We start from the raw sequence: 26980 nt of genomic DNA, 5'->3' as shown, positions 1-26980 counted from the left end.
CATAGAGCCTGTCAACATAGCCCATCCAGCGAAGGAAAGGTAATCTGGTCTGAACGGGTATGGGATATTCATAAAAAGTTACATGCGATTGCCCTGATTATTTCTGACACCCATCTGATTAAAGCCGTTATCATGGATTGATGTCAAATAAATATTGCCTTTTGGGGTTGATAAATATAAATATGGTCATATTTTTCTTTCATATTATGGATTTACAAAAATTTAACTAACAGGATACAATTTATGAATTGGGATTGGGAAAAACTAAGGGAAAACCAGCAGAAATTCGCGCACAAGAAAGAAGGCGGCGGTCCAAGTATGCCACGGCCTCCCCAGATGGACGAGCTTCTGAACCGGTTTAAAAATTTCAAGCTTCCGGGAATCTTTCTTGTTGGGGTGATTCTTTTGGGGCTATTTTTTGGATCATCCACCTTTTTTCAAATTGAACAGGACGAGGTTGGTGTTATTCAGCGGTTTGGGAAATATACCAGGATTGCACAGCCGGGGTTGAACTTCAAGTTACCGGCAGGCATTGAACGTGTCACCAAAGTAAAGGTGAAAAGAATTTTTAAGGAAGAATTCGGTTTCCAAACCGTCAAGGGGTCCAGTAATTACAGGTTTGCAAGTGAAAGTACGTCCCAGGAGACCCCCCTGATGTTAACAGGGGATCTGAATGTGGCCGTGGTTCCCTGGATTGTGCAATACAGGATTTCCAATCCCCGGGATTATCTGTTTAAGGTCAAGGATGTTATTGCCATTTTAAGGGATATGTCAGAGGCCACCATGCGAACGGTTGTGGGGGACCGAAGTATCAATGAGGTCATTAGTAAGCGGGAAGAGATTGCTGATGCTGCCAAAGAAGTGCTTCAGAAAGAAATGGATACGGCCGAGTCCGGCATCAGTATTGTGACCATTGAAATGAAAAAAACCAATGTTCCCGAACCTGTCCAATCTTCCTTCAATGAAGTGAACCAGGCGATCCAGGAAAAAGAACAAACCATTTATAAGGCAAGGGAAGAATATAATAAAGCCGTGCCCCTGGCCCGGGGTGAAGCCAAACGAGTGATAAAAGATGCAGAAGGGTATGCCATTGACCGGATTAACCGCTCCCAGGGGGATGCAACCAAGTTTACAGCCGTCTACCTGGCCTATGTAAAAGCCAAAGATGTCACAAAAAAGCGGTTGTATCTGGAAGCCATGCTGGAAATTTTCCCCAATCTTGGGGCAAAGTATATCATTGATTCTGACCAGAAAAACCTATTGCCCTTTTTAAATATGGGTGAGGGATCTTCCTCTGCTGCGCTTCAAAACCGATTCCTAAAAAAAAGTGAGTAAAATATGAATAGCATTATAAGAACGTTGTTTTTGATAGTCATCGCTGTCGGCATTGTATTGGTATATAGTTCTGCTTATGTCGTTGATGAAACAGAGCAGGTGTTGATCACCCAGTTTGGTCGTGTGGTGGGCCAGCCGGTGAATGAACCGGGACTAAAATTCAAACTGCCGTTTTTTCAAAAAGCCAATTTTTTCCCAAAGAACCTGTTGACCTGGGATGGTGTTCCCGGTCAGGTACCCACAAAAGACAAGACCTATATCGGGGTGGATACGTTTGCCCGGTGGAAGATTGTCGATCCCATAAAATACTTCCAGACCGTTAATAATGAATTTGCAGCGCTTGAACGTCTGGATGATATTATTGATCCTGCCGTGAGGAATCTTGTGACCTCCTATCCTTTGGTGGAAAGCGTTCGAAATACGGACCGACCCATGGATACATTTGAATCTATAGTGGATGAAAACAGAAAGCGGGTTCAATATAAAATTGATCTGGGTCGGGATGAGATTACCAGACTCATCGTAAAGCAGGCCAGCGAAAAGCTCACACAGTTCGGGATTGAACTTGTGGATGTGAAAATCAAACGAATTAATTATATCGAAAATGTCCGGCAGGCGGTCTATAACCGGATGATTGCAGAAAGAAATCAAATTGCCGAGAAATACCGGGCAGAAGGTCAGGGAGAAGCCAGTAATATCAGGGGTGAAAAAGAGAAAGAACTTCAGGTGATTAAATCGCAAGCCTATAAAGATGCCCAGAAGATCAAGGGAGATGCGGATGCAACAGCCACCCGGATTTATGCGGATGCCTATAATGCAGACCCGGAATTTTATGGGTTTTTAAAGACATTGGAAGTCTATAAAGAAACCATGAAAAAAGACAGTACACTGGTTCTTTCAACAGATTCTGATTTTATGAAATATTTTAAAGGGATAGACAAGTAAATGGAATAAGAGGAAGTCGAGTATTGAGTTGAATGGGCTGCAACTCAATACTCGAAATATGGTATACCTATTATTTCTTTCTCTGGTGTCTGGTCTTGGCAAGGAGTTTTCTGTGTTTATGTTTCCTCATTTTCTTTTTTCTTTTTTTAATCACACTGCTCAAAAAAATCACCTCCTTCATCTAAAGTCTGTATTATTATTTTATTTCAAATTCGCTAAATAGTTACTATAGCATAATATTTTGTTAAATGTCCAATTTTTTATTCGGGTATAAAAAGGCGGTGAATGCAAACGTTACGGTATTTTAATAGAGAAGCGCTTTTAAAGGTGGATGAAGCCGTAAAGGTATCCGAAGAACTGGTGAATAACCATTTTAAAATGTCCTCCGGCCAGTGGTTGAAAAACAGGTATGATATCAAGACCGCCAAAGATCTGGCTGCCCATGAGCATGTGAACGGTCCTTTTGCCCAGGTCATTAAATATGAAGGCCGTAAAAAAGATATGCCTCTAGGGTCTTCTTCTTTCAGCCTTTATACCATCTGTCTTCAGGACGGGGCAATTCTTTCAAATGTTGAAAAAAAGCACCTGTTGTTGGAACCGTTTCTTTTGTATGTATTAACCCATGAACTGGTCCATGTTGTCCGGTTTTCAAAATTCAAACACCGGTATGAAAATAAAAATGAAGCGGATGTGACATTGGGTGAAGAGCGAAAAGTGCATGGGCTAACCCATTATATTTTAAAGTCAATGTCGGTTCCGGGTTTAAAACAAGTATTTGAATTTTATAAAGATTGGCTTCTGGTTCCCGGATCTGAAGTCCATGGAAAAAAATTGGATGACCCTGCTTGACAAGGATGAAAGACTAATTATTTTATGAATGATTTTTCAAGACGACCAAAGAAAAATGGAGAAGTAAAATGCCAGTTTATGAATATCAATGTACTGAATGCGGACAAATAGAAGAAGCACTTCAAAAAATTTCTGAGCCACCTCTCAAGATCTGCTCTCATTGTAAGGGTAATCTAAAGAAGCTGATTTCACAAAGCACATTCCATCTTAAAGGATCCGGCTGGTACGTCACCGACTATGGTGGTGCTAAAACCGGTATAGACACAAAAACAGATACAAAAACAATTGCAACGCCTGATACAAAATCCAAAGATACAAAAACCAAAGACACAAAAACCAAAGATACAAAAACCAAAGATACAAAAACGACTTCAAAAGATTGAAGTTGAATCCAATAAACCAACGACAATAAAACAACAAGTACCATGTAAAGGAGAAATTGATTATGAGTTTGAGACCACTTAGTGACAGAATCCTGGTTGAGCGTGTCGAAGAGGATGCAAAAACCAAAGGCGGCATTATTATCCCTGATACAGCAAAAGAAAAACCGGCCGAAGGCAAGATTGTTGCCATGGGTAACGGTCGCATGGGGGAAGATGGAAAACTTCTTCCCATGGATGTAAAGGTTGGGGATCGTGTTCTTTTCAGTAAATATGGTGGAACTGAAGTGAAAATTGATGGCATTGACTATCTTATCCTGCGTCAGGATGATGTTCTTGGAGTAATTGAATAACTTAACGATAGAAATGGAGATTATTGAAGATGGCAAAAGAAATTAAATATGATGCAAAGGCCCGTGAAGCAATGCTTAAGGGTGTTCAGGCCCTTGCTGATGCGGTTGTCGTGACCCTTGGACCCAAAGGCAGAAACGTTGTTATTGAAAAATCCTGGGGCTCTCCGAATGTCACCAAAGACGGCGTAACTGTTGCAAAAGAAATTGAACTTGAAGATAAATTTGAAAACATGGGCGCTCAGATGGTAAAGGAAGTGGCCAGCAAAACATCTGATATGGCCGGTGACGGTACCACCACTGCAACCGTTCTTGCCAGGGCTATCTACGAAAACGGCCAGAAACTGGTTGTGGCTGGAAACAATCCCATGGGGATTAAAAGAGGCATCGACAAAGCCGTTACCAAAGTGGTTGAGTGTCTTGAATCAATGGCAAAACCGACCAAGGATCAGAATGATATCGCCCAGGTGGGAACCATTTCTGCCAACAACGATGAAACCATTGGTAACATCATTGCAGAAGCCATGGATAAAGTTGGTAAAGAGGGTGTTATTACTGTAGAAGAAGCCAAATCAATGGATACCACTCTGGATGTTGTTGAGGGTATGCAGTTTGATCGCGGTTATCTGTCTCCTTATTTCGTAACAAATGCAGAAAAAATGGAAGTTTCTCTTGAAAATCCGTTTGTTTTAATTTGCGAAAAAAAGATTTCCTCCATGAAAGATCTTCTTCCGATTCTTGAAGAGACGGCTAAATCCAGCAAACCCCTTCTTATCGTTGCCGAAGACGTTGATGGCGAAGCCCTTGCAACCCTGGTTGTCAATAAGCTTCGCGGCACCTTGAATGTGGCTGCAGTTAAAGCGCCCGGTTTTGGCGACAGAAGAAAAGCCATGCTGGAAGATATTGCCGTTTTAACCGGCGGACAGGTTGTTTCCGAAGATATCGGGATCAAGCTTGAAAATGTCACCTTGCAGGATCTGGGTCAGGCAAAATCCATTACCATTGATAAAGACAACACCACGATCGTTGATGGCGCAGGTACCAGAGAAGCCCTGGAAGGCCGCGTGAAAATGCTCCGTGCCCAGGTTGAAGAAACCTCTTCTGACTATGATAAAGAAAAACTTCAGGAAAGACTGGCCAAACTCGTTGGTGGTGTAGCGGTTATTAATGTGGGGGCTGCCACTGAAACTGAGATGAAAGAAAAGAAAGCCAGAGTAGAAGATGCCCTTAATGCAACCCGTGCAGCGGTTGAAGAAGGTATCGTTCCTGGTGGTGGTGTTGCCCTTGTCAGGTGCATCAAAGCCCTTGAGGAACTTGAACTTGAAGGCGAAGAAAAACTCGGGGTTGCTGTCATTGCCAGAGCCATTGAAGAACCGCTTCGCAAAATTGCTGACAATGCCGGTGTTGAAGGCTCTGTTGTCATCAATAAAGTTAAAGAGGGGGCCGGTGCATTTGGGTATAATGCGCGGACAGACGTTTATGAAGACCTGATTGCAGCCGGGGTTATGGATCCGAAGAAAGTGGTTCGGTTTGCCCTGCAGAATGCCGCCAGTGTGGCATCTATTATGCTGACCACAGAAGCCATGATCGCCGATAAACCAGAAGAAGGTGGCGCTGGTGGTGGAATGCCAGGCGGAATGCCCGGTGGCGGAATGGGCGGAATGGGCGGAATGGGCGGAATGATGTAATGCCTGTTTAACCCCATACGCATCATATGAATAAGATAAAGCCCCTGCACATGAATTGTGCAGGGGCTTTATCTTTTGTCAGCCGATACGGGCAAGATCCCCTGGAATGCCAGAGGGCGCTTTCAATAAGAACTTGACATGAAATGCCGGCTCATATACTTAGTTTTATAAAATTTATTTATTTTTTCACCAGATTGGGAAGGTGATTTGTAAGAGAGGGGTTATGACCACGGAAACCATTGGGTTGTTTTACATGTTGAACGATGCAGGGCCGGTTGTTAAGTTTATCATGCTGCTGCTGCTGTTCTTTTCAATAACATCATGGGCAATTATATTTATTAAATTCAGATATATCCAAAAGGCCTTCAAAGCATCTGCAGATTTTACAGACATCTTCTGGCAGTGTCGGAATCTTGTGGATGCATTTTCAAAAGCCAAAGCATTGAAATCAAGTCCGGTGGCCAGAATTTTTATCACGGCATATATGGAAATGGCAAGATCTGACAGTAAAGATAAGAAAAAAGAGTCGAGAAAACCAACGGACAGTACCTATTTTCAAATTATCGGCAGTATCAAACGAACATTAAACCGATCCATCAGTGTTGAAGACAGACGAATGGTTCAATTGGTGCCGTTCCTGGCGACGGCCGGGAATACCGCCCCGTTTATCGGCCTTTTTGGAACCGTCTGGGGTATTATGGATACGTTTCATGAAATCGGGTTAAGCGGGTCGGCAAGTCTTGCAGTGGTTGCCCCCGGTATTTCCGAGGCATTAATTGCCACAGCAGCAGGGCTGGCCGTGGCCATCCCATCTGTCATTGCCTATAATTATTTCACAGACAGAATACGGGTCCTGGATTCTGAACTGCAGAGTTTTTCTTCAGATCTTTTAAATATAATGGAACGTGATATTCAAAAGCAAATGGAGGTATGATGCAATTTGGCTCCGGTAATGGACCCTTTATGTCCGAGATTAATGTCACCCCGTTTGTGGATGTAATGCTGGTGTTGTTGATTATTTTTATGGTCACGGCCCCCATGATGGTTCAGGGTGTTGATGTGGATTTGCCCAAGGCCACCTCAAAAGCCTTAAAGGGCAGTGAAGAACGCCTGGTGATTTCCATTGATGATGATTTAAATGTGTTTATTAATGAGCAGGTGGTCAGTGTTGAATTCATGACGCAGAAGCTGGCGGCCATACTGGAAAACTTTGATCAGAAAAATGTGTATCTCAAGGCCGATAAACGGGTGCCTTATGGTGTTGTTGTCAATGTGATGTCAAAGATTAAAAAGGCCGGCGTTGAAAGCCTTGGAATGATCACTCTTCCGGAAAATGAAGACGCGTCCTGATTGACAGGTATGAGTTCTCCCAACACGGTTAAAAATAGAAGCGCTTATCTTCTCGTGGACAGCGATCACAGTAAAAAAATCAGCATCGTTTTTTTTTCCCTTTCCGTGGTTGTTCATATCTTGTTTTTCATCGGGGTTGTTTTTTTTCAGGATTTTAAGCGACCTGCCCCCCTGCTGCCGGTTATTCAGATTGATTTGGTCACTTTTTCACCGGAACCGGCCACGGAAGAAACCCCTAAAAATGAAGCGCCATTAAACGAAGCCCCCCTGAAAGAAGAGGAAATTTCAATTAAAACATCCCCCATCGTACATGAGAAAAGGGAAGTTCCGACCCTTAAACCGGATATCAGTTTAAAGACAAAACCTAAAAACCTGAAAGACTTGATTGCGCTGCAAAAGAAAAAAAAGAAAGAATTAGATAAGAAAAAAGTAAAACAGCCTGTTGAAAAGAAACGAGTCAAACAAGAAATTGATCCTGCAACGGTATTGGAAGCAGCAAGGGAGAAATTAAAAAAACAAGTTTCAGATCAAGCCCGGGATAAAATTAGCCAGGCCTTGACCCGGCTGCAGAAAACAGTAAAGGAACAAGGGAAAAAAACGCCCGGGAAAGGGGAGGGAGCCCCCGGGGGATATGGGGAAAAGGGAGTCAAACCCATGGATCTTTATAAAATGGTTCTAGGTTCAAAAATTGAGCAAAACTGGGTGTTTAATGAGACCCTGGCCCGAATGGATCAGAATCTTGAAGTCAGAATCCTTATCAAGGTATTAAAAAATGGAGAAATTAGGGATATTATGTATGACACTAAATCAGGGAATCGGTATCTTGATGAATCTGCGAAAAAGGCAATTAATAAAGCAAATCCATTACCACCATTACCGGCTGGGATGCGCTCCTACGATGTTGTTGTAATTTTTACACCCAAGGGATTGAAATAAAAATGGTTTCAATTGCCATGAATAAACGGTATTGTATCCATAATATGATGAATAAAATGATAGGATATATACTATATGGTTTTCTGGGGGTTTTTTTATGTCAAATACCCCCTGTATTTGCTAAGGATTATGATTATATCAATATCAGTAATCCGTTTTTAAAGAAAACCCCTGTTGCCGTGACAGAATTTAAGGCATCTCACGGACATGCCGTTGAAGTAAAGGATGGGAAAACAGCCCAGCGAATTTTAATTGAAGCACTCGATTTTACAGGTTATCTTAAAACAATGAACCCTGTTTCATTCCTTTCAAACCCAGCGGATTCGGGGATTCAGCTGGGGCAGATCAATTTTCGTGATTGGACCGGCATTGGGGCTGAACTGCTGATTACAGGAGAAATTATTGAAGCCCAGGGACGCGTGAGTTTTAAATTAAGACTTTTTGATACCTTTAATACAAAACTACTGGTGGGTAAAGTATATAGTGGAAACCGATCCCAAATAAGGCGAATGATCCATTTGTTCTGTGCCGAAATATCCCATGCCCTTACCGGTAAATGGGGCGTGTTTAATAGTAAAATTGTTTTTGTTTCAACCGTAGATGGGAAAAAAGAAATATTTACCTGTGATTTTGACGGACAAAACGTCAAGCAGATTACTGCCCATAAAAGTATTTCTCTTTCCCCGTCCTGGTCTTCTGATGGCAATTGGCTGGCCTATGTTTCCTATGCCCGGGGGAAGCCGGAAATATTCATCAAAAACCTTAAAGAAAATAGAGGCGCCATTATCGATTATAAAGGAATGAATATTTCGCCGAACTGGATGCCCGGCCAGTTGAAATTAGCGGCAGCATTAAGTTTTTCAGGCGATCAGGAAATTTATTTGTTGACCCTGAAGGGAGAAATTATTAAAAGAATAACAAACAGCTGGGGAATTGATGTGTCACCCAAATTTTCACCGGATGGCCGAAAAATAGCCTTTACCTCAAAAAGGACCGGCACTCCCCAGATCCATATAAAGGATATGGAATCCGGGAGTGTGCAGCGGCTTACCTTTAAGGGGGCAAATAATACCTCTCCTGCCTGGTCACCGGATGGTAGGAACATAGCCTACGTCGGCATTGAAGATAACAGGATTGATATTTTTATAGTGAATATAGACAAAGGACTACCGGTTCAATTGACCATGAATGCGGGGGATAACGAAGATCCGTCCTGGTCTTCGGATGGAAGCCTGCTGGCATTTTCATCCACCCGGGACGGTGGGTCGCCCAAACTCTTCGTCATGAACGCATCCGGATCAGATCAGAGGAAACTGTTGAGCTTGAAAGGCCGACAGACGCAACCGGCATGGTCAGTTTCGATGGGTTCAGACAATTGAGTTTGGTGATTTCATTAATTGAATAAAAAGGAGATAAAGTAATGAAAAACAGCGTGTGGATTAATCTGGTAATGGCAATTCTTGTTGCAGGGCTTTTTTTTACTGTCTCATGTGCAAAAAAAACGATTGTGTCTGATGCAACAACCATAGAGGACCAAGCCAAGTTGGAAGCAGATGCAAAGGCTAAAGCAGAAGCAGCCGAGGCAATGGCGAAAGCAAAGGCTGATGCGGCGCGTATTGCACAGCAAAACCTTGAGGATCAAATGACCAGCGAGCGGGCATTGACGGAAGCCAAAACCATGGCTGCAAAAAAACGGTTTGAGAACCAGGATATTCATTTTGAGTTTGACAGCTCACAATTAAGTTCCATGGCAAAAATGCTGTTAAAAGAGAAGGCAGCATGGTTAAAAGCAAATCCATCCATATTTGTAACCATTGAAGGACATTGTGATGAACGCGGTACAACCGAATATAACCTTGCACTGGGTGACCGTCGTGCCACTGTGGCAAAAGCCTATCTGGTAGATTTGGGTGTGTCTGTTTCCCGGTTGAACACCATCAGTTATGGTGAAGAAAAACCGTTAGATTGGGGCAAAACAGAGGCCGCTTATCGAGCAAACAGACGGGCACATTTTGTCATTGATTAATCAATTGGAACAATAGAAAATTATGGGGGGCAGATGTACCATCTGTTCCCATGTTCTATCTTGTGATTGTTGGAGTTTGGTTATGAACGTAAAATATTTTTTATATATTGTGATCATTTTATTCTTCTGCACCGGTTGTGTGGAGTCCGAGAGTTTTATGTCCCTGGAAAACAGGGTGGCAGCCCTTGAAATGGAAACTGCTCGTAAAATGACCCGGCAAACGAAAGCTGCTGTTCAAAATGAACAAAATCTTTTGAAGGTTAAGGCAGATCTTGAGAATATTGAAACAAGATTAAACACAAGCCACAGTATTAGCCAGGAAGAATATGCGGAAATGAAATATACGATTCAGACCCTGAGATCAGATTTTCAGAAGCTCCAGGGGCAGATAGAAGAAATGAATCACGGCGTTTCAGAATACAGTCCTAAAGATAGTGAATTAATTGAGAATCAATTTGATAGATTTGATCAGGCGATTTCAAAAAATGATGGACGGTTGACCCAGCTTGAAAAATATATGGGGTTTGAACCGTCCATCCCCGGGGAAATGGAGAAAAAATCGGCATCTGATGAAGCCTCCGGAAACAATTCTGAACAGAAATTATATGCGTTTGCAAAGAAACTATTTGATGATGGGGATAAGGAAAATGCCCGCATTCAGTTTGAGAATTTTATCAATAAATATCCCCAGTCTGATAATGCGGACAACGCCAGATTCTGGATTGCCGACAGTTATTATTTTGAAAAATGGTTTGAAAAGGCGATTCTGGAGTACCAGAAAGTTTTAGAACTGTATCCCAACAGCAATAAGTTGGCCGCAGCAAGGCTGAAACAAGGATATGCGTTTGCAGAACTGGGTGAAAAAGCCAATGCAAGGCTTATCCTGAAAGAGCTGATAAAAAAACATCCCAACTCAAATGAAGCGAAATTTGCCCAAAAGAAATTAAAAACTTTAAATTAATTCTATCCAAATTTTATGGTAAAAGTAGTCGGTATTGACCCGGGGCTGGCTGGCACCGGTATTGGTGTTATAGAGGGGAACAGCCAAAAAATTCTTGGGTATTCTTTTGGCAGCATATCCACTGAGGCAAAAGACCCGATTCATTTCAGACTTCACACGATTTATTCTAAAATCCTAGACTTTCTTTGTCAGCAACAACCTGATCATGTTGTGATAGAAGATATCTACTCTTTGGAAAAATACCCTGGATCTGGTATTATGCTGGGTAAAGTGTCTGGTGTTCTGCTTGTGGCCGCCTTTAAAGCAGGGCTTGATGTGGAAGAAATTTCTGTGAGGGAAGTTAAAAAAATTGTGTCAGGAAATGGGAGTGCAGACAAATATCAAGTGGAACGGGCTGTTCGAAACATATTGGCACATGCTGAACCGATTCGGCCCTTTCATGCGTCCGATGCGCTGGGGCTGGCTTTGGCAGGATATTACAGATATAAAAGGATGTGATGATCGGGTATCTTGAAGGGACCATTCTGCAGTTTGAATCCGATGGTATTTTGCTGCTTGCGGGTCATATCGGATATGAGGTGTTGTTGAATCCTCAAATGGTTGAAAAACTGAGGTCTCAGGATTCCAAAGAAAACCCCATCGCTTTATATGTGTATTATCATCAGACAGAGAGACAACCCAAACCCGTTCTTATTGGCTTTGAAACCCCTGGGGACAAAGCATTCTTCCAAACATTTATTACCGTGGATGCCATTGGCCCCATGAAAGCGGTGAAAGCGATGACACGGCCGGCCAATGAGATTGCAAGGGCCATTGAAAAGAAAGATGTCTCATTTTTGACGGGGTTAAGTGGGATCGGTAAACGAACGGCTGAAAAAATTATCGCCACCCTTCATGGAAAAGTTGAAAAGTTTGTGAGCCTTGCAGGCGAAGCAAAGGCGAGTGATACCGATTCTTCGGTGGCTGAGATACCGGATATCGGTCAGCAGGTTGAAGATGTTCTTGTTGAACAGTTGGGGCATTCTTCTGCATCTGCCAAAAGAATGGTCAGGGAAGCGTTTGAAAGGAATGGATCGATTTCAACACCCGAAGAACTATTTGATGAGATATTTGGGAGAGAATAGATAAAACATGACTGATGATATTATTTCCTATTCTTCTGAGAAAAAGGGAATTGTTACGTCCAACAGTACTTCCTATGATTTATCCTCTGATATCGTATCGTTAAGACCCACCAGTTTTAAAGAATACGTGGGACAGAAGGATGCCGTAGAAACATTGAAAATCGCCATACAGGCAGCTAAAATGAGGAATGAGCCGTTAGAACACATTTTGCTGCATGGACCCCCCGGTTTGGGCAAAACAACCATTTCCCATATTATTGCCTATGAAATGGAAAAAGAGCTAACCATCACGTCTGGTCCCACTTTGGAGAAAGGGGGAGACCTCATCGGAATATTGACCAACCTGGGTGAAGGGGATATTCTTTTCATAGACGAAATTCATCGAATCCCAAAGGTGGTTGAAGAGTTTTTATACCCTGCCATGGAAGATTATGCCGTGGATTTTATATTTGACAAGGGCATTCATGCCAGAAGCCATCGATACCGTCTGAAACAATTTGTCCTGATTGGTGCAACTACCCGAGTGGGGCTTTTATCCTCTCCGTTAAGGGATCGGTTTGGTATTTTCCGTACCTTGGATTTTTATTCAAAGGAACAACTGGTTGTGATTATTCTGCGGTCTGCTGTGCTTTTGAATACTCTCATCTCCAATGATGGGGCCCTTGAACTCGCTGAAAGGTCCAGGGGGACCCCGAGGATTGCCAATAGGCTGTTAAAAAGAGTCAGGGATTATTCCCAGGTGAAATTGGATGGAAAGGTGACCAAAGCCAGTGTAAGGGCGGCACTTGAACTTGAGGGGATTGATTCACTGGGGTTGACATCCCTTGACCGGAATTATCTGAAAACAATCGTTACCTTTTATAAGGGGGGGCCTGTGGGGATTGAAGCCATCTCTGCAACACTGCAGGAAGAAACCGACACACTTGTGGATGTGGTGGAGCCCTTTCTTTTGAAAATCGGTTTTGTCCTTCGAACATCCAGTGGTAGAAAAACATCGGAAACCGCCCATCGCCATCTTAAACTTAACCCCTAGACTGAGACAGTGTTGTTAATGGATATGAAACAAACTATACGGTTCAATACGTGTAATATTTTGGTTATATTCTTTGCAGGGATCCTTTTTTTTACGATGGCACCGATTGCTTTTTGTGCTGGGCAGCCATTTCCTTCTACCATTATTCAATTGCCTGAAAATGAACCGGTTATTTTGGTGGAGAAAAAGAGCCAAACCCTTTTTGTTTATGGGGGTAAGACCAATGCATTGTTTGTTCTGTTTCAGGCCCCCTGCTCAACCGGCGAGGCATATGGGGATAAATTAAAGGCCGGGGACAAGCGAACACCCGAGGGTATTTATTTTTTGAAAAATGAATATGAAGATAAATACTTGTCCCCAATATATGGAAAAAAAGCATTTCCCACCGATTATCCCAATTTTCTAGATAAAAGAGCAGGGAAAAGTGGTTCGGCAATCTGGATACATGGTACAAATAAACCCCTCAAACCCAGGGATTCGAATGGATGCATTGCCCTGGAAAATTCTGATATCCTAAAGCTTTCAGGCTATGTAAGCCTTGATAAAACGCCGGTGATTATTGTTCAGGAAATAAAGCGGGTGGAAAGCCCGGCCCGGATCAAACAGGCCCAGGACATTGGACGCATATTGACCCAGTGGACGGCTGCCACTGAAAACGGAAGTCATCATGACTATGTATCCTTTTATTCCCCTGAAGACCTGCCGGATATCCACTGGTGGGACCAGTGGCTCAGCATAAGAAAGCAGGCAAACAAACCGGTTCCCCATCTGAGGGTAAAAATGGACACAACCGGGATTTATTATCACAACCGGGTTTTCGTTGTTGTCTTTGATTATTTTTTAACGCATAAAAACAACACCCTATGGATAGGGGAAAAAAAATTATTTCTGGAAAACCAAAACGATCAGTATAAAATTATCGGTGAGATGTTTCAAACCGTTTCAAAAAAATTTGAATCGGCTAAAACACCTCTGATTGCCGCGGCACGAACGCTCATTCGACTTAGGGGGAAAAAAGAACCAATGGCAGAAGCGCACGTGTTTCCCCTTGAGACGTCACGGTAATGTCCGGTCCATTGCCAGGGCAGAGGTTTTTTTAAACGTGCACACTCAGTGATTGGCGGTCCAGGAAACCAAATGGTGAAGAAGGGTTAATCAAGGCGGATTATGGATGATATATCAAGGGAGTTGGAAAGAGAAATAGCACGATCCAAACCCAAACCCTATAAGAAGGAACGAAAGACAAGAATTATAGTGATTGATGATTTCGGAGAGATGAACTCCGGGGACTATTTAAAAGTTCTTGTATGGATGTTGTCTGTTGCCACTATGGGGTGTTGTGTGGCCGCGGTCGTGTTTTATTCTCTTTATACAAAGGAATCCCGGGGCGGCAATCAGCTTAGAAATAGACTTGTTGCGGCTGAAAGAAATGTGGATGCGCTGATCCGGGAAAAAGAAGTGCTGATGGCAAGGCTTGTGATTTCCGGAAAAGACCCGGAGGCCGTTGTCGAACCGATTCCCCCCCCCCTCCCATTGGTTTTAAAGAAACACAATATGCCTTCCCCGGTGGTGTTTGAAGATGGGGGGCAACCGAATTCACCCTCAACGGTTGAACAGCAAAAAGGCCGGTTACCATCAGGACTGGAGGGGCAACCGCCTGGCGCATCTGCAACGATTGAAGCCGCTAAGACACGTCAAAAAATAATTTCCATAGAGAAATTCACCGTAACAAGTGATGGCACAACTGGCCATGTGCTGGTTCGATTTGACATCCGGAATGTATCCAAAACGCGTGGAGAGGTTTCAGGAAGAATATTTGCCCTGTTAAAACCCGAGACTGGACTTGAAGATCAGTGGCTTGTCATCCCTTCGGCAATCGTTAAAAATGGGATGCCTTCAGACTACAAAAAAGGGCAGTACTTTTCGATTTCTCATTTTAAACCGGTTGAATTCAGGGTTAAACATAAAGTGGACCCCGAGGGTTTTAAACAGGCATCTATTTTTATTTTTAATAACCAGGGTGATTTGATATGCGATAAATTGATCAATATTACCGGCGCTGAATAAGGACCGCAGATGAAACAAGCTGAGCGGGATAAAGTAACCGCGGTGATGTATGGTGGTGTGCCAAACAATGACACGCTAGAAAAGAGTTCTGGGTATTCATATAAAGGGAGATATGAAGTGGGAAAGAAAAAGAATGAAAACCTTTCAATTATTGATAAAGAATTGAAGATTGAAGGGGCAATATTCAGCAGCGGGAAATTGATCATCAAAGGTCAGGTGTTTGGTACGATTGAAGGGAACACAGTGATTATTGCCGAGGACGGCCAGGTAACGTCCAGTGCGACAACCGTATCGAGTATGACCATTGGCGGAAATTTTCAAGGGGACGTTATCGCATCTAAGGAGTTGATTATACTGGCCACGGGGACCTGCGCCGGCAAAGTAGAGTGCAAAGACCTTATTGTTGAAAACGGCGGTATATTAAATGCTGAAGTGACGTGCAAGACCTCAAGCAAACTATCCACCGGGAAAGAGGCAAAAGGGTCTGGCAATCGTAAATTGCAAACGGAAAAACAAATAGAATTGTAAATTTAGCTTGACATGGGTATAAAAATTATGTAGTTTCACCTGATTGTGTTTATGAAGAGGAGCGTTGAGGAAATTGAAAAAATATACATATAGTGCAAAAAGATCAGACAACAAAGAAAATTGGTGCATTGTTGACGCAAAGGATAAAATTCTTGGCAGGCTTGCATCCCAGGTGGCATACAGAATCCGTGGGAAACATAATCCCCTTTTTACGCCCCATGTGGATACCGGTGACTGGATTATTGTCATCAATGCTGACAAAATCCTTATGACCGGAAATAAGCTGGAACAAAAAAAATATTATCGTCATTCAGGGTATGTGGGCGGTATTAAATCCACCACAGCAAAAGAATTGATGGAGAAAAGGCCGGAAGAGTTGATAAGGCGTGCTGTTAAAGGGATGCTTCCTAAAAATCGACTCGGTAGAAAACTTGGCAAAAAATTATTTGTTTATACAGGGGATCAGCATCCGCATGCTGCTCAAAAACCTGAAGTTGTCGAAATTTAAGGAATAAAGGACGCGATAATTATCAATGGAAAGTGGAAACGTATTTTACGCGACGGGGAAAAGAAAAGATTCTGTGGCCAAGGTCTGGTTAACGCCTGGTAATGGTAAGATTATTATCAATAATAAAGGTCTGAACGAATACTTTGAATTGAATGTAACAAGAGATTTGCTTTTATCTCCTTTGGAACTTACTGAAAAAAGCGATGCTTTTGACATTAAGGTTACGGTCATGGGAGGCGGAAAATCCGGGCAAGCCGGTGCCATTCGCCTGGGTGTCTCCAAAGCGCTTGAACTTTCAGATCCTGATCTTAGAGGGGTTTTGAAAAGTGCGGGATTTCTTACCAGGGATTCCAGAAGCAAAGAGCGTAAAAAATACGGTAAAAAAGGCGCAAGAGCAAGCTTTCAGTTTTCGAAAAGATAGTCTTTTTTTATACAATTTATCCGTCTTACACAAGTTCATCAGGGACAAATTTTTTTTGTCCCTTTTTGTGTTGGGAATAAAAGATGAAAACCTATCTGTTTTATGATATTGAAACCAGCGGTTTAAACCCTGCATTTGATCAGGTTTTAACCTTTGCCTGCATCCGAACGGACCTTGACTTCAACGAAATCAACAGGCAAACGATCACCATTCAGTTGCGTAAAGATATCGTGCCATCGCCAGGCGCTTTTTTGACCCATGGATTAACCTATGAAGAATTAGCGCTTGGGGTCAGTGAGTATGCAGCGGCACGCCATATTCATGCCCTGGTAAATACGCCGGGTACCATAAGTCTGGGGTATAATTCACTTGGGTTTGACGATGTGTTTTTACGGTTTCTGTTTTATCGCAACCTTTTAGACCCCTATCTGCACCAATACGGCAATGGTTGCTGCCGGATGGATATTCTACCCATCGCTGTTGTTTTCAGGGTCTTTCATCCCACGGGGTTAACCTGGCCTCACGTTGATGGTAAACCAAGTTTGAAGCTTGATTTGATCACCAGGGAAAATCAGTTTGTAACATCCGGCAGGGCACATGAAGCCATGAATGATGTTGAAGCGGTGCTTGGGCTCAGCAAAAAATTGGCTCAGCAAACGGATATCTGGAATTACTGTCTTGATTTTTTTAATAAAACCCGGGATGACGTCAGAATAAACCGTATTGAAAATGGATTTCATATCCAATCCCAGGGATTTAAAGTGGGTTTGATGATGTCTACTTCTTTTGGGTCACAAGTAAATTTCATGGCACCGGTTGTCCTTCTGGGGCATTCGTTGCCATATAAAAACCAGACCTTGTGGTTACGAATTGATTCTGACGATATTCTGGGTCGGGATGTGGATGTAAAAGAGACCTTTGTGATAAGAAAGCGGCCCGGGGATGCATTGATTGTATTGCCGCCCCTGGAAAGATTCTGGCATAAACTGCCTGAAACCTCACGGCAATCTGCCAATGACAACATCGAGAAAATTTGTCGTCACTGGGAAAAATTTTTTGGCGTTATACAGTATCACCGTGCCTACAAATACCCGTTTGTGCCCAATATAGACCCGGATGCAGCCCTGTATCAGGAGGGTTTTTTTTCCGCCGGGGAGAAAAAGCAGATTAATCTATTTCACAAGACCCGGGACGGTCAAAAGCAAGACCTCTTAACCCAGATGACATCCCCAAGGATACGGATTCTTGCCCAGCGTATTCTGGCAAGAAATTTTGAGTGTAACGCCGATCAGACAAAAGAGACTGAAGATCCTCTGTTTTTAAACCGGCTAAGATCTTCTCTGAAAGAAGATCAGATTATCGGGTATAAAAATGATGTAAAATTTAATTGCCAACGCGGGTTGCAAGAGTTAGAAGAACTGGAACGGTCAATTATAAATCCGAATCAGGATCAAATAAACACGCTTAACTGGCTAAAAACATACATAGAAAACCAATCAATTATGTCCCCTCAGACGGAATAAATCGTTAAACCAGATGTAATGACGATGTCTTTTGAAATGGTATGATTATTATTCAGGCAGTATTGAAGTGATGATATACTGCCTGAATGAAATCGATTTATTTTACAGCATCTTTTAATGCTTTTCCGGGAACAAATTTTGGGACGTTTCTAGCGGGGATATCAATTTCTTTGCCAGTCTGTGGATTTCTTCCTTTTCTGGCTTTTCTTTCAGCGGTTTTGAATGTCCCAAAGCCAACCAACGTGACAGAATCGTTACTAGAAAGCGCATCTGTAATTGCTTTGATCGTGCAGTCAACGGCAGCCTGAGCTTCTTTCTTACTGCTAAGTACTTCTGAAACCTTGTTGATTAAATCGCCTTTGTTCATGTTAATCACTCCTTTTTTTAGGTTTTAGAAATTTCTAAGGACCAAAATACGTCATTAAAACATTTTTCTAAAGTTAGATTGAATCAGCTTTTCTGGGTAAGTTACGTCGTTGAGAAGTGCGTGTCAAGTATTTATTCATATTTTGGACTAAATTTGTTGCCAGGCAGAAATAAAATTCCTAAAATCAATAAAAATAGGAGGTAAATATGGAGGCAGCTCTTGTGAATCCCTTCATTGAGGGGACTTTACATATTCTTGAGACAACGGCATTGGTAAAATCAAAACCGGAACCGTTGTTTTTGAAAAAAGATCGAAAAGCACTGGGAGATATTTCAGGACTTTTGCAAATATCCGGCGATCTTTCCGGCTCGGCCGCCATCAGCTTTTCAGCAAAAAGCATACTTGGGATTGTTTCAGCCATGTTTGGCGAGACAATGACCCGCATCAACGAAGATATCATTGATGCGGTGGGTGAAATCAGTAATATGGTCGCCGGCCATGTGATGACAAAGATGGCTGAAATGAATAAAAAGGTAACCGTCCGGTTTGTGGAGACCCAAATGGGCCGGGATGTCTTGATAGCGCATATAGAGGGGGCTCAGCAGGTTCTTGTGATTCCCTTCAGGACGACAAAGGGGAAGGTGGTGATAGAGGTCTGCTATCTGAAGGGGTGAGGCCATGGTAGCCCGGACAGAGGATGTATCAAGGCACAAAACAGGTCATATACCATTGGATGAGGCGTTCTCCGAAGAAAATATAGAGAATCGCGCCCAACGATAGAAACGGCCCAAAAGGGATTCTTAATCGGGTGTCTGCCGTTCTAGTGGACAGCATGATCAACAGTCCCGAGATGGTGCCAAATAATGAGCCTGTAAAAATAGTAAAAGCAACACCTTTAATGCCGGTTGCTGCTCCAATCATGGCCAGAAGTTTGATATCCCCGCCGCCCATACCCTCTTGTTTCTTCACTAAATAATAAACAAGCGCAATGGCATATAAACTACCCCCTCCCGTCAGGATGCCCAACAGAACGTTTTTTAGTGTCATTTCAGGCAAAAAATAAAAAGATGACGCAAAGATAAGGATTCCGGGAAGAGAGATGTTGTCTGGGATAATCTGATGATCCAGGTCAATAAAGGAAATGGTAATCAAAACACTGATAAATGCAAACCAATAGATCATGGCAGGGGTGAGACCAAACTTAAGAAACAGCAGTAAGGAAAATAGCCCGGTCAGCGCTTCTACAAATGGATAACGAATGGAAATCGGGGTGTGGCAGAATTTGCATCGGCCCATCAAAAACAAGTAGCTGAAGATGGGAATATTGCAATAAAAGGGAAGGCTGTTTTTACAATTGGGGCAGAATGAACCCGGAGTGACGATGGATCGGTTTTCGGGTATCCGGTAAATGCAGACATTTAAAAAACTGCCAATACAAGTGCCAAAGATAAAAACAATCAGTCCGGAATAAAAAGAGTATGCTGTCATTATTTGCCCCGCTTTTTTGGATTTGCGTGTTATTTTTGTCAGGGGTTAAAAATATTTTTAACCGCTTATTGTAAACATTAAAATATGCTTTATTTTAAAGTTTCAAATATGAAGGTGTAAAAAGTGAATGTCAATCACTGAATGTGAATATAATTAAAAAAAAATTTTCCATTCAGTGTTCTTATAGGAATAAAGGAGTAAAGATGGCTGAAGCAGATATCGATGATCTAATTGAAATTATAGAAAAAGAGAGCAACCTGGAAGATATTCCGACAATTCTTCCCATGATGCCGGTGAGAGATGTTGTTGTGTTTACCGATATGTTGCTGCCATTATTTGTGGGACGTAAGAAATCCATAAAAGCAGTTGAAGAAAGTGTGGAATATGATCGTTATATGTTTTTGGCCGCCCAGAAAGATTCTGAACTGGAAAAACCCACAGCTGAAGATGTATATACTGTGGGTACGGTGGGCAGAATTCAAAAAATGATCAAGCTGCCGGATGGCCGGATTAAGGCGCTGGTTCAAGGCATAGCCAAAGCAAAAATACTGGACTATGTTAAGAAGAGATCTTTTTTTAAAGTTCATATTGAGCTGTTAACCGATACCGATCCTGTGGCCCTGAATATCGAAGATGAAGCATTGATGCGGAATGTTAAAGAGGCCAGTGAGAAATTACTGGCGTTGAAAGGAGAGCTCTCCGGGGATGTGGGGGATTTGTTGTCCCATATTGAGTCTCCGGGTAAACTGGCTGATCTTGTTGCTTCCAATTTAAATTTAAAGGTTGAGGATGCCCAGAGTTTACTTGAAATTACCCAGGCAACCGAACGATTAAAAAAAGTGAACGATCTTTTGGCAAGAGAGCTGGACCTGTCAACCGTTCAAGCTAAAATTCAAATTGATGTCAAGGATGAGATTTCTAAAAATCAAAGGGATTATTATCTTAGAGAACAGGTGAAGGCGATTCACAGAGAGCTTGGGGAGAGTGATGACAAACTTGCTGAGATAGAGGACTTTAAAGCAAAAATCAAAAAGTGTAAAATGCCCCAAGACTGTGAACGAGAGGCAGAAAAACAGCTCAAGCGTCTTGAACAGATGCATTCGGATTCTTCTGAAGCTTCCGTTGTAAGGACCTATCTTGACTGCATTGTTGATTTACCATGGCGGAAGTCAACAAAAGATTTCCTTGATATCGCAAAATCAGAAGAGGTGCTGAATACAAATCACTTTGGTCTGGATAAAGTCAAAGAAAGAATTCTCGAGTATTTAAGTGTTCGAAAATTAAATCCCCAAAAAAAAGGACAGATCATTTGTTTTGTGGGACCTCCGGGTGTTGGGAAGACATCTCTTGGGAAGGCTATTGCCAAGGCAATGAAGCGAAAGTTTCATCGATTGTCTTTGGGGGGCATCCGGGATGAAGCTGAAATCAGAGGTCACCGAAGAACCTATATTGGTTCCATGCCCGGAAGAATTTTGCAGGGATTAAGGCAATGCGGTACAAATAATCCCGTATTCATGTTGGATGAAATTGACAAACTGGGAAATGATTTCAGGGGAGATCCATCATCTGCCTTATTAGAGGCGCTTGATCCTGAACAGAATTTTGAATTTTCAGACCATTATCTGAACATGCCGTTTGATCTGTCCAATGTGTTGTTTATTTTAACCGCCAATATGTCTGACACCATTCCGTCAGCCCTGTTGGACAGAATGGAGGTGATCAGAATTCCCGGGTATACCCGGCAAGAGAAAAAAGTGATTGCCCAACAACATCTGTTGCTGAGAAAACTCAAAGATAACGGGCTGATCAGACGGTCCATCCATATTAGTTCCGGCGCGATAGAGTCGATTATTGCCGACTATACCCTGGAAGCCGGGGTAAGGGGTTTGGAAAGGAAACTGGATGCCATTTGCAGAAAAATTGCACGGAAAATTGCAGAGGGCAAAAAAGGAAAATTTTTAATCACCCGACAAAATCTTACAAAATATCTGGGACCGCCCAAATATCTTTCTGAGCTGGATCAGGAAGAAAGCCAGGTGGGGTTGGCAACAGGTCTTGCATGGACTGAAGTGGGGGGAGAACAGCTGTATATTGAAGTCTCACTTTATCAGGGGAAAGGCGAGCTGTTGGTCACAGGTCAGATCGGTGATGTAATGCAGGAATCCGCCAGGGCAGCCCTTACCTATACAAAAGCCAATGCCACTAGATTGGATATTCTCAAAGATGATATTGATAACAACGATATTCATATTCACGTACCGGCCGGCGCTATTCCAAAGGATGGCCCTTCAGCGGGCATTGCCATGGCAACCGCATTGATTTCAGCGTTTACCGGGCGTAAAGTAAATAATAAAGTCGGCATGACAGGTGAGATTTCCTTGAGAGGAAGGGTGTTGCCCATTGGCGGATTAAAAGAAAAAGCCCTTGGCGCTTTAAGGGCAGGGATTGAGCATATTATCATTCCTGAGAAAAACAAGTACGATCTATATGATATGCCAAAGGTGATTAAAAAGAAAATGAAGTTTACCTGCGTGAGGGATATTCAAGAAGTCCTTGAAATTGCCCTTGAAAAAAAATCAGATCCAAAAAAGGCCGATCGTTGAAATTTCTTTGTCTGAGCACTGCAGAGCAGGGGTGCAGCCTGGCAATCGTTGATAAAACTATTCTTGTTTGTGAAGAGTTCTGGCAGGCACCCGTGACGCATTCCAAACGATTGATAAAAATGATTGAGCATATGCTTGAAAATCGGGCAGGGATGGAACTGGGGCAAATTGATGCATTTATTGCTGCCAGGGGTCCGGGCAGTTTTACCGGGCTTCGAATCGGGATCAGTGTGATCAAAGGATTGGGCTATGCCATGACAAAACCTGCAGCCGGTGTTTCAAGCCTTGATGGTATTGCCTTTCGGTTTAGTCACGCCTGCCTTCCGGTTTGTGCCATGATGGATGCCAGAAGAAATGAAGTGTATTGTGCGGTTTATTGTTTCGATGGTGGCAGGTTGGTGTCAAAAAGCAAGGAAAGGGTTCTCAGTCCCGAAGCGGCGATTGGGATGACAAAAGGGGCTACTGTGTTTGCCGGTTCGGGATCAAAAGCATATCAGGATGTCATTGAAAAAACGGCGGACCATCCCGTCATTGCGCATAATTTTCTAGATTCGGTGAGTGCCGCAGCATTGATCCGATCCTGGGTTTCAAAAGCAGATTTTTTAAATTCCGCTGAAAATTGTCTTGTCCCGAGTTATATCCGGCAGTCAGATGCCCAATTACAATTTGCTGAAAAACAGCCATCCTGACCCATTGTCCGGAGACGGTTGGATTTTATAATTAGACCTGCTGGATGAAAAACAAGGATATTGACATGGGGATAGATTGTCTGGTATCCTTAAAAGGTTAGTGTTATAGAAAGTTAAATTATGAATAATTCAAAATGGCCGGCGCAATCGGTTTTACCCGTTGCACAACCCGGTTTGAAGTTTGTTATGATAACCATCCTCATTACGGGGATGCTTTTTTATTTGGGGTGGGGGATATTTGCCTGGATTTCCCTGGCAGTAACACTGTTTGTCTGCTGGTTTTTCAGAGATCCTGAACGGCATCCTCCTCAAGATAAGCATAGCCTTGTCTCTCCGGCTGACGGCAAGGTTATCTGTATAGAAAACCTTGCCACATGTGATTATTTGTCCGATCCCTGTATCAAGGTCAGTATCTTTATGAATGTGTTTAACGTTCATGTCAATCGGGTGCCGTTTGATGGGGTGGTACAAAAAGTTGTATATCATCCTGGAAAGTTTATGAATGCCTCTTTTGACAAGGCATCTGTTCACAATGAGAGAAATGCCCTGATTATTAAGACACCGGATGATGTGAATTTTGCAGTGGTCCAGATAGCCGGCCTTATTGCCCGGCGGATTGTTAATTGTGCCAAAGAGGGGGAAACCCTTAAAAAGGGTGATCGGTATGGGATGATACAGTTCGGTTCCCGTCTTGATTTGTACCTGCCGCCTGATATGGACATTACGGTCCGTATGGGGCAGAAAACAGCTGCGGGGTCTACAATCATCGGATACCTGAAATAAGGGAAAGAGGCGGTATGCACAAGCAGGATTTTAAAAAAAGTATCTATATTCTCCCTAATTTATTTACATCCATGAATTTATTTTGTGGATACTATTCAATTACCGCATCGGTTCAGTTAAGATTTGTTGATGCTGCCATTGTCATATTGATTGGTGCTGTGTTTGATGTGTTGGACGGGAAAATTGCCCGGGCAACGCATACCACCAGTAAATTCGGTATTGAATATGATTCTTTGGCTGATCTGATGACTTTTGGACTGGCACCGGCCCTGCTGATGTTTCTATGGGGGCTTGATACGATGGGCAGACCGGGTTGGTCAGCGGCATTCCTGTTTACCATTTGTGGTGCGTTAAGGCTTGCCAGATTCAATATCAGCACCTCATCCAGCAGTGATTTTGAGGGATTGCCCATCCCGGCTGCAGCGGCAATGACTGTTTCAGTGGTCCTTTTTTTTTCCCGGCTGGAAATAAGTCCTGAACCCTATAATTTGATATTTCTGGTACTGATGTTCTGGCTTTCATTCTGCATGGTGAGTTCATTCAAGTATAAAAGTTTAAAGAAAGTATCTTTTTTTAAAACCATGACATTTAACAAGCTGGTCATGCTTGTTTTAGTTTTTGTTGCCATTGCCACTGAACCTTATATCCTCCTGTTTGTTGTTTTTTCAGCATATGTTGTGTCAGGACCGATTTTGTCGGTGGTATGGCATTACACGTCGGAAACTGAAAAACCGGCCCGGATCGATAAACGGATTTAATTTAATAATCATCATATGGAGTAAATTGAAAGTTGGAGCAACTACCGATCACAAAACAGGGCTATGAAGCCTTAAAAAAAGAACTTGAAAGACTGAAAACCATCGAAAGGCCTGAAAATATTAAATCAATAGAAGTGGCCAGAGCCCATGGAGACCTGTCTGAGAATGCTGAATATCACGCAGCCAAAGAAAGACAGTCTTTTCTGGAGGGCAGAATCGGTGAAATCGGCTATAAGCTTGGCACTGCGAAAATAATTGATCCGGAAACCGTCCCCAAGGATGCCGTGCGGTTTGCATGCCGCGTCCTTGTTGAAAATGTGGATTCGGAAGAGCGAGTGGAATACATGATTGTCGGTCCTGATGAGGCAGATATTAAATTGGGGAAAATTTCCGTGTCATCCCCATTGGCCAGTGCCCTGATAGGGAAAAAACCCGGAGATGAAGCAATTGTTCAGGCTCCCGGCGGCAAAAGACTATATGAAATACTGGATATTCTTTAAAGATATTGGAGGGATACATTTTGGCAAGAGTTACCATTGAAGATTGTTTGAAAAATGTGGACAATAGATTCGAACTTGTTCACCTGGCTGCAAAAAGGGTCAGACAGATCAGGGAAGGCGCAGATCTGTTGGTAAAATCCTCCAAGAACGGTGATGTTGTGACTGTTTTAAGGGAGATTGCTGCGAACCGGATTGTTGCAAAAAAGAAGAAAGAACCCGATACCGATTAAGGTATGCGAGGGGTGAAAACCGGACTGAAAAAAAGAGTGTATCATGCCGTGGGAAAAGCCATCCATGAATGGGGCATGATCCATGAAAATGACCGGATTCTTGTGGGATTATCCGGGGGTATGGATAGTCAGGTGATGTTAAATATACTATCGGGTCTCCAAAAAAAAGCACCGATAGCATTTGATATTCTACCCGTGTATATTGATGCTGGATTTGAAGGGTCCTTTGCAAAAGAGTTGAAACACTATGTCGAGATGGCATATGGTGGTCTGAAAATTGATTATAAAGATTACGGGGTCCTTGCCCATTCCTCTGAAAACAGGGAAAACCCCTGCTTTCTGTGTTCCCGGTTGCGGCGGAAAAGGCTTTTTGAAATTGCACAGGAAACCCACTGCAAAAAGATTGCTCTGGGTCATAATAAAGATGATATCATTGAAACGCTGTTCATTAACATGTGTTATGCCGGTAAGATCGGCACAATGAAGCCTATGCAATCTTTCTTTAACGGAGACCTTGATATCATAAGACCCTTGTCATATGTTGAGAAAAAAGATATTGTACGATTTGGTCAATTGAATGATTTGCCGGAGTTTAAGAATAACTGCCCCAGTGCAAACAAGACAAAACGCAGTGAAATAAGAGGGTTGCTGGAAACACTGTATAAACATAATAAACATATAAAAGGGAATCTATTCAGGTCAATGCACAATGTTGCTGTTGATTATCTTTTAGAAGTGAAACATGATAGACATTCAAAATCAACCTGATTACAGGAATATCCCCATTGATAAGGTCGGGATAAAAGGATTGAAATACCCGGTTAACGTTTTGGATAAAACCAAAGGGCTGCAATCTACTGTCGCCCAGATCAGTATGTATGTGGATCTGCCCCACCAGTGCAAGGGGACCCACATGAGCCGGTTTGTTGAAATTTTACATCAGATCAGAACAAAAGTGTCGCTGGCATCTATTACCAATATCCTTGAGGATATGAAAAAGATTCTCGGCGCCCAATCTTCCCATCTTGAGATTACATTTCCCTATTTTATTGAGAAACAATCGCCTCAAACCGCTTCAAAAGGCCTTATGGATTATACGTGTTCCATCATCGGGTCTTCAAATGGAAAAATCAATACGGATATTGTGCTCACCGTTGCAGTTCCGGTGACATCCGTATGTCCGTGTTCAAAGGAAATCAGTGACTACGGCGCTCATAATCAACGGGGAGAAGTACTGGTCAGTACCCGGTTTAAAGGATTGATCTGGATCGAAGATATTGTCAGACTTGTTGAGAATTCTGCATCTTGTGATATTTTTTCAGTACTCAAAAGAGAAGATGAAAAATTTGTCACGGAAAAGGCCTATGAGAATCCCAAATTTGTGGAAGATATTGCCAGAGACGTGGCCCAAGCCCTGATGGAGGATGACAATATTACCTGGTTTTCCGTCAGTGCAGAAAATTTTGAGTCCATCCACAACCATAGCGCCTACGCATATATTGAAAAAGGGTCTGTTGCCTAAGCCAGCAATTCTCCTT

33 protein-coding genes are annotated in these 26980 nt (G+C 42.6%); 30 read left to right on the top strand and 3 right to left on the bottom strand.

Annotated features, from left to right (window positions below; genetic code table 11):
* The first annotated feature begins 243 nt into the window (after positions 1-243).
* Both hflK and hflC read left to right on the top strand, forming a co-directional pair.
* Complete coding sequence (hflK, locus tag Q1Q15_RS14395; protein WP_300461235.1) at positions 244-1335, top strand: FtsH protease activity modulator HflK; 1092 nt, start codon at positions 244-246, stop codon at positions 1333-1335.
* A gap of 3 nt (positions 1336-1338) precedes the next feature.
* Positions 1339-2280, top strand: a complete 942-nt coding sequence (gene hflC, locus Q1Q15_RS14390) for a protease modulator HflC (RefSeq protein ID WP_300461232.1) — start codon at positions 1339-1341, stop codon at positions 2278-2280.
* Between the two features lie 70 nt (positions 2281-2350).
* Here hflC and Q1Q15_RS14385 read toward each other — a convergent pair whose 3' ends face one another.
* The gene (locus Q1Q15_RS14385; RefSeq protein ID WP_300461229.1) at positions 2351-2443 is read right to left on the bottom strand and encodes an AURKAIP1/COX24 domain-containing protein; all 93 of its coding nucleotides are present in this window, start codon (positions 2441-2443) and stop codon (positions 2351-2353) included.
* Positions 2444-2565: 122 nt separating this feature from the next.
* Between Q1Q15_RS14385 and Q1Q15_RS14380 the strand changes: the two genes are divergently transcribed.
* From Q1Q15_RS14380 to Q1Q15_RS14290, 19 genes are all read left to right on the top strand, one after another.
* On the top strand, positions 2566-3129 hold the full coding sequence (locus Q1Q15_RS14380) for a hypothetical protein (protein WP_300461226.1): 564 nt from the start codon (positions 2566-2568) through the stop codon (positions 3127-3129).
* Positions 3130-3197: 68 nt separating this feature from the next.
* Positions 3198-3512, top strand: a complete 315-nt coding sequence (locus Q1Q15_RS14375) for a zinc ribbon domain-containing protein (protein WP_300461223.1) — start codon at positions 3198-3200, stop codon at positions 3510-3512.
* Between the two features lie 62 nt (positions 3513-3574).
* Positions 3575-3862: a co-chaperone GroES gene (gene groES, locus Q1Q15_RS14370; RefSeq protein WP_300461221.1), complete on the top strand. Its 288-nt coding sequence runs from the start codon at positions 3575-3577 to the stop codon at positions 3860-3862.
* A gap of 29 nt (positions 3863-3891) precedes the next feature.
* Positions 3892-5547, top strand: coding sequence for a chaperonin GroEL (gene groL, locus Q1Q15_RS14365; protein WP_300461218.1), 1656 nt, complete (start codon positions 3892-3894; stop codon positions 5545-5547).
* 223 nt (positions 5548-5770) lie between these two features.
* Positions 5771-6481 carry a protein TolQ gene (tolQ, locus tag Q1Q15_RS14360; protein WP_300461215.1) on the top strand — a complete coding sequence of 237 codons (711 nt, stop codon included), beginning with the start codon at positions 5771-5773 and terminating at the stop codon, positions 6479-6481.
* Positions 6481-6897, top strand: coding sequence for a protein TolR (gene tolR, locus Q1Q15_RS14355; protein ID WP_300461238.1), 417 nt, complete (start codon positions 6481-6483; stop codon positions 6895-6897). Before tolQ ends, tolR begins: the two co-directional genes overlap by 1 nt.
* Before the next feature lie 9 nt (positions 6898-6906).
* Positions 6907-7833 (top strand): TonB family protein, encoded by a 927-nt coding sequence (locus Q1Q15_RS14350; RefSeq protein WP_300461213.1) that lies wholly within the window; start codon positions 6907-6909, stop codon positions 7831-7833.
* A gap of 56 nt (positions 7834-7889) precedes the next feature.
* Complete coding sequence (gene tolB, locus Q1Q15_RS14345; protein WP_300461210.1) at positions 7890-9212, top strand: Tol-Pal system beta propeller repeat protein TolB; 1323 nt, start codon at positions 7890-7892, stop codon at positions 9210-9212.
* A 41-nt stretch (positions 9213-9253) separates the two neighbouring features.
* The gene (gene pal, locus Q1Q15_RS14340; protein ID WP_300461208.1) at positions 9254-9859 is read left to right on the top strand and encodes a peptidoglycan-associated lipoprotein Pal; all 606 of its coding nucleotides are present in this window, start codon (positions 9254-9256) and stop codon (positions 9857-9859) included.
* 82 nt (positions 9860-9941) lie between these two features.
* Complete coding sequence (gene ybgF / locus Q1Q15_RS14335; protein WP_300461206.1) at positions 9942-10820, top strand: tol-pal system protein YbgF; 879 nt, start codon at positions 9942-9944, stop codon at positions 10818-10820.
* Between the two features lie 15 nt (positions 10821-10835).
* Positions 10836-11318: a crossover junction endodeoxyribonuclease RuvC gene (locus Q1Q15_RS14330; protein ID WP_300461203.1), complete on the top strand. Its 483-nt coding sequence runs from the start codon at positions 10836-10838 to the stop codon at positions 11316-11318.
* Positions 11318-11944, top strand: a complete 627-nt coding sequence (gene ruvA, locus Q1Q15_RS14325) for a Holliday junction branch migration protein RuvA (protein WP_300461200.1) — start codon at positions 11318-11320, stop codon at positions 11942-11944. The genes Q1Q15_RS14330 and ruvA overlap by 1 nt, the downstream gene beginning before the upstream one ends.
* 7 nt (positions 11945-11951) lie before the next feature.
* On the top strand, positions 11952-12977 hold the full coding sequence (ruvB, locus tag Q1Q15_RS14320; RefSeq protein ID WP_300461197.1) for a Holliday junction branch migration DNA helicase RuvB: 1026 nt from the start codon (positions 11952-11954) through the stop codon (positions 12975-12977).
* Positions 12978-13073: 96 nt separating this feature from the next.
* Complete coding sequence (locus Q1Q15_RS14315; RefSeq protein ID WP_300461194.1) at positions 13074-14042, top strand: L,D-transpeptidase family protein; 969 nt, start codon at positions 13074-13076, stop codon at positions 14040-14042.
* 102 nt (positions 14043-14144) lie between these two features.
* On the top strand, positions 14145-15044 hold the full coding sequence (locus tag Q1Q15_RS14310) for a hypothetical protein (protein ID WP_300461191.1): 900 nt from the start codon (positions 14145-14147) through the stop codon (positions 15042-15044).
* A 9-nt stretch (positions 15045-15053) separates the two neighbouring features.
* A complete protein-coding gene (locus tag Q1Q15_RS14305; RefSeq protein ID WP_300461188.1) occupies positions 15054-15572 on the top strand; it encodes a polymer-forming cytoskeletal protein in 519 nt (172 codons plus the stop codon).
* 73 nt (positions 15573-15645) lie between these two features.
* Positions 15646-16080: a 50S ribosomal protein L13 gene (gene rplM / locus Q1Q15_RS14300; RefSeq protein WP_300461185.1), complete on the top strand. Its 435-nt coding sequence runs from the start codon at positions 15646-15648 to the stop codon at positions 16078-16080.
* A gap of 25 nt (positions 16081-16105) precedes the next feature.
* Positions 16106-16501, top strand: a complete 396-nt coding sequence (gene rpsI / locus Q1Q15_RS14295) for a 30S ribosomal protein S9 (RefSeq protein ID WP_300461182.1) — start codon at positions 16106-16108, stop codon at positions 16499-16501.
* An 83-nt stretch (positions 16502-16584) separates the two neighbouring features.
* The gene (locus Q1Q15_RS14290; protein ID WP_300461180.1) at positions 16585-18024 is read left to right on the top strand and encodes an exodeoxyribonuclease I; all 1440 of its coding nucleotides are present in this window, start codon (positions 16585-16587) and stop codon (positions 18022-18024) included.
* A 97-nt stretch (positions 18025-18121) separates the two neighbouring features.
* Here Q1Q15_RS14290 and Q1Q15_RS14285 read toward each other — a convergent pair whose 3' ends face one another.
* On the bottom strand, positions 18122-18391 hold the full coding sequence (locus Q1Q15_RS14285) for an HU family DNA-binding protein (RefSeq protein WP_300461177.1): 270 nt from the start codon (positions 18389-18391) through the stop codon (positions 18122-18124).
* Positions 18392-18597: 206 nt separating this feature from the next.
* On the opposite strand from Q1Q15_RS14285, the gene Q1Q15_RS14280 reads away from it, so the two are divergent.
* Positions 18598-19065 carry a chemotaxis protein CheX gene (locus Q1Q15_RS14280; protein WP_300461174.1) on the top strand — a complete coding sequence of 156 codons (468 nt, stop codon included), beginning with the start codon at positions 18598-18600 and terminating at the stop codon, positions 19063-19065.
* Between the two features lie 28 nt (positions 19066-19093).
* On the opposite strand, the gene Q1Q15_RS14275 is transcribed toward Q1Q15_RS14280, so the two are convergent.
* The gene (locus Q1Q15_RS14275) at positions 19094-19879 is read right to left on the bottom strand and encodes a prepilin peptidase (RefSeq protein ID WP_300461172.1); all 786 of its coding nucleotides are present in this window, start codon (positions 19877-19879) and stop codon (positions 19094-19096) included.
* A gap of 203 nt (positions 19880-20082) precedes the next feature.
* On the opposite strand from Q1Q15_RS14275, the gene lon reads away from it, so the two are divergent.
* The 8 genes from lon to folE2 all read left to right on the top strand — a co-directional run bounded on the left by lon (position 20083) and on the right by folE2 (position 26964).
* The gene (gene lon / locus Q1Q15_RS14270; protein ID WP_300461170.1) at positions 20083-22482 is read left to right on the top strand and encodes an endopeptidase La; all 2400 of its coding nucleotides are present in this window, start codon (positions 20083-20085) and stop codon (positions 22480-22482) included.
* A complete protein-coding gene (gene tsaB / locus Q1Q15_RS14265) occupies positions 22479-23171 on the top strand; it encodes a tRNA (adenosine(37)-N6)-threonylcarbamoyltransferase complex dimerization subunit type 1 TsaB (protein ID WP_300461167.1) in 693 nt (230 codons plus the stop codon). Before lon ends, tsaB begins: the two co-directional genes overlap by 4 nt.
* A gap of 120 nt (positions 23172-23291) precedes the next feature.
* Positions 23292-23954 carry a phosphatidylserine decarboxylase family protein gene (locus tag Q1Q15_RS14260; protein WP_300461164.1) on the top strand — a complete coding sequence of 221 codons (663 nt, stop codon included), beginning with the start codon at positions 23292-23294 and terminating at the stop codon, positions 23952-23954.
* A 14-nt stretch (positions 23955-23968) separates the two neighbouring features.
* Positions 23969-24712: a CDP-diacylglycerol--serine O-phosphatidyltransferase gene (gene pssA / locus Q1Q15_RS14255; RefSeq protein WP_300461161.1), complete on the top strand. Its 744-nt coding sequence runs from the start codon at positions 23969-23971 to the stop codon at positions 24710-24712.
* A 32-nt stretch (positions 24713-24744) separates the two neighbouring features.
* Positions 24745-25212, top strand: a complete 468-nt coding sequence (greA, locus tag Q1Q15_RS14250; protein ID WP_300461158.1) for a transcription elongation factor GreA — start codon at positions 24745-24747, stop codon at positions 25210-25212.
* A 20-nt stretch (positions 25213-25232) separates the two neighbouring features.
* Entirely contained in the window at positions 25233-25442 is a 210-nt protein-coding gene (rpoZ, locus tag Q1Q15_RS14245) for a DNA-directed RNA polymerase subunit omega (protein ID WP_300461156.1), read from the top strand.
* Between the two features lie 12 nt (positions 25443-25454).
* Positions 25455-26210 (top strand): ATP-binding protein, encoded by a 756-nt coding sequence (locus tag Q1Q15_RS14240; protein WP_300461153.1) that lies wholly within the window; start codon positions 25455-25457, stop codon positions 26208-26210.
* Positions 26185-26964 (top strand): GTP cyclohydrolase FolE2, encoded by a 780-nt coding sequence (gene folE2, locus Q1Q15_RS14235; protein WP_300461151.1) that lies wholly within the window; start codon positions 26185-26187, stop codon positions 26962-26964. Before Q1Q15_RS14240 ends, folE2 begins: the two co-directional genes overlap by 26 nt.
* The last annotated feature ends 16 nt before the right edge of the window (positions 26965-26980 follow it).

The sequence above is a fragment of the Desulfobacula sp. genome (assembly GCF_030145145.1).
Lineage (GTDB): Bacteria > Desulfobacterota > Desulfobacteria > Desulfobacterales > Desulfobacteraceae > Desulfobacula.
The sequence above is the reverse complement of the archived record's forward strand: the minus strand, read 5'-3'. Positions and strand labels throughout refer to the sequence as shown.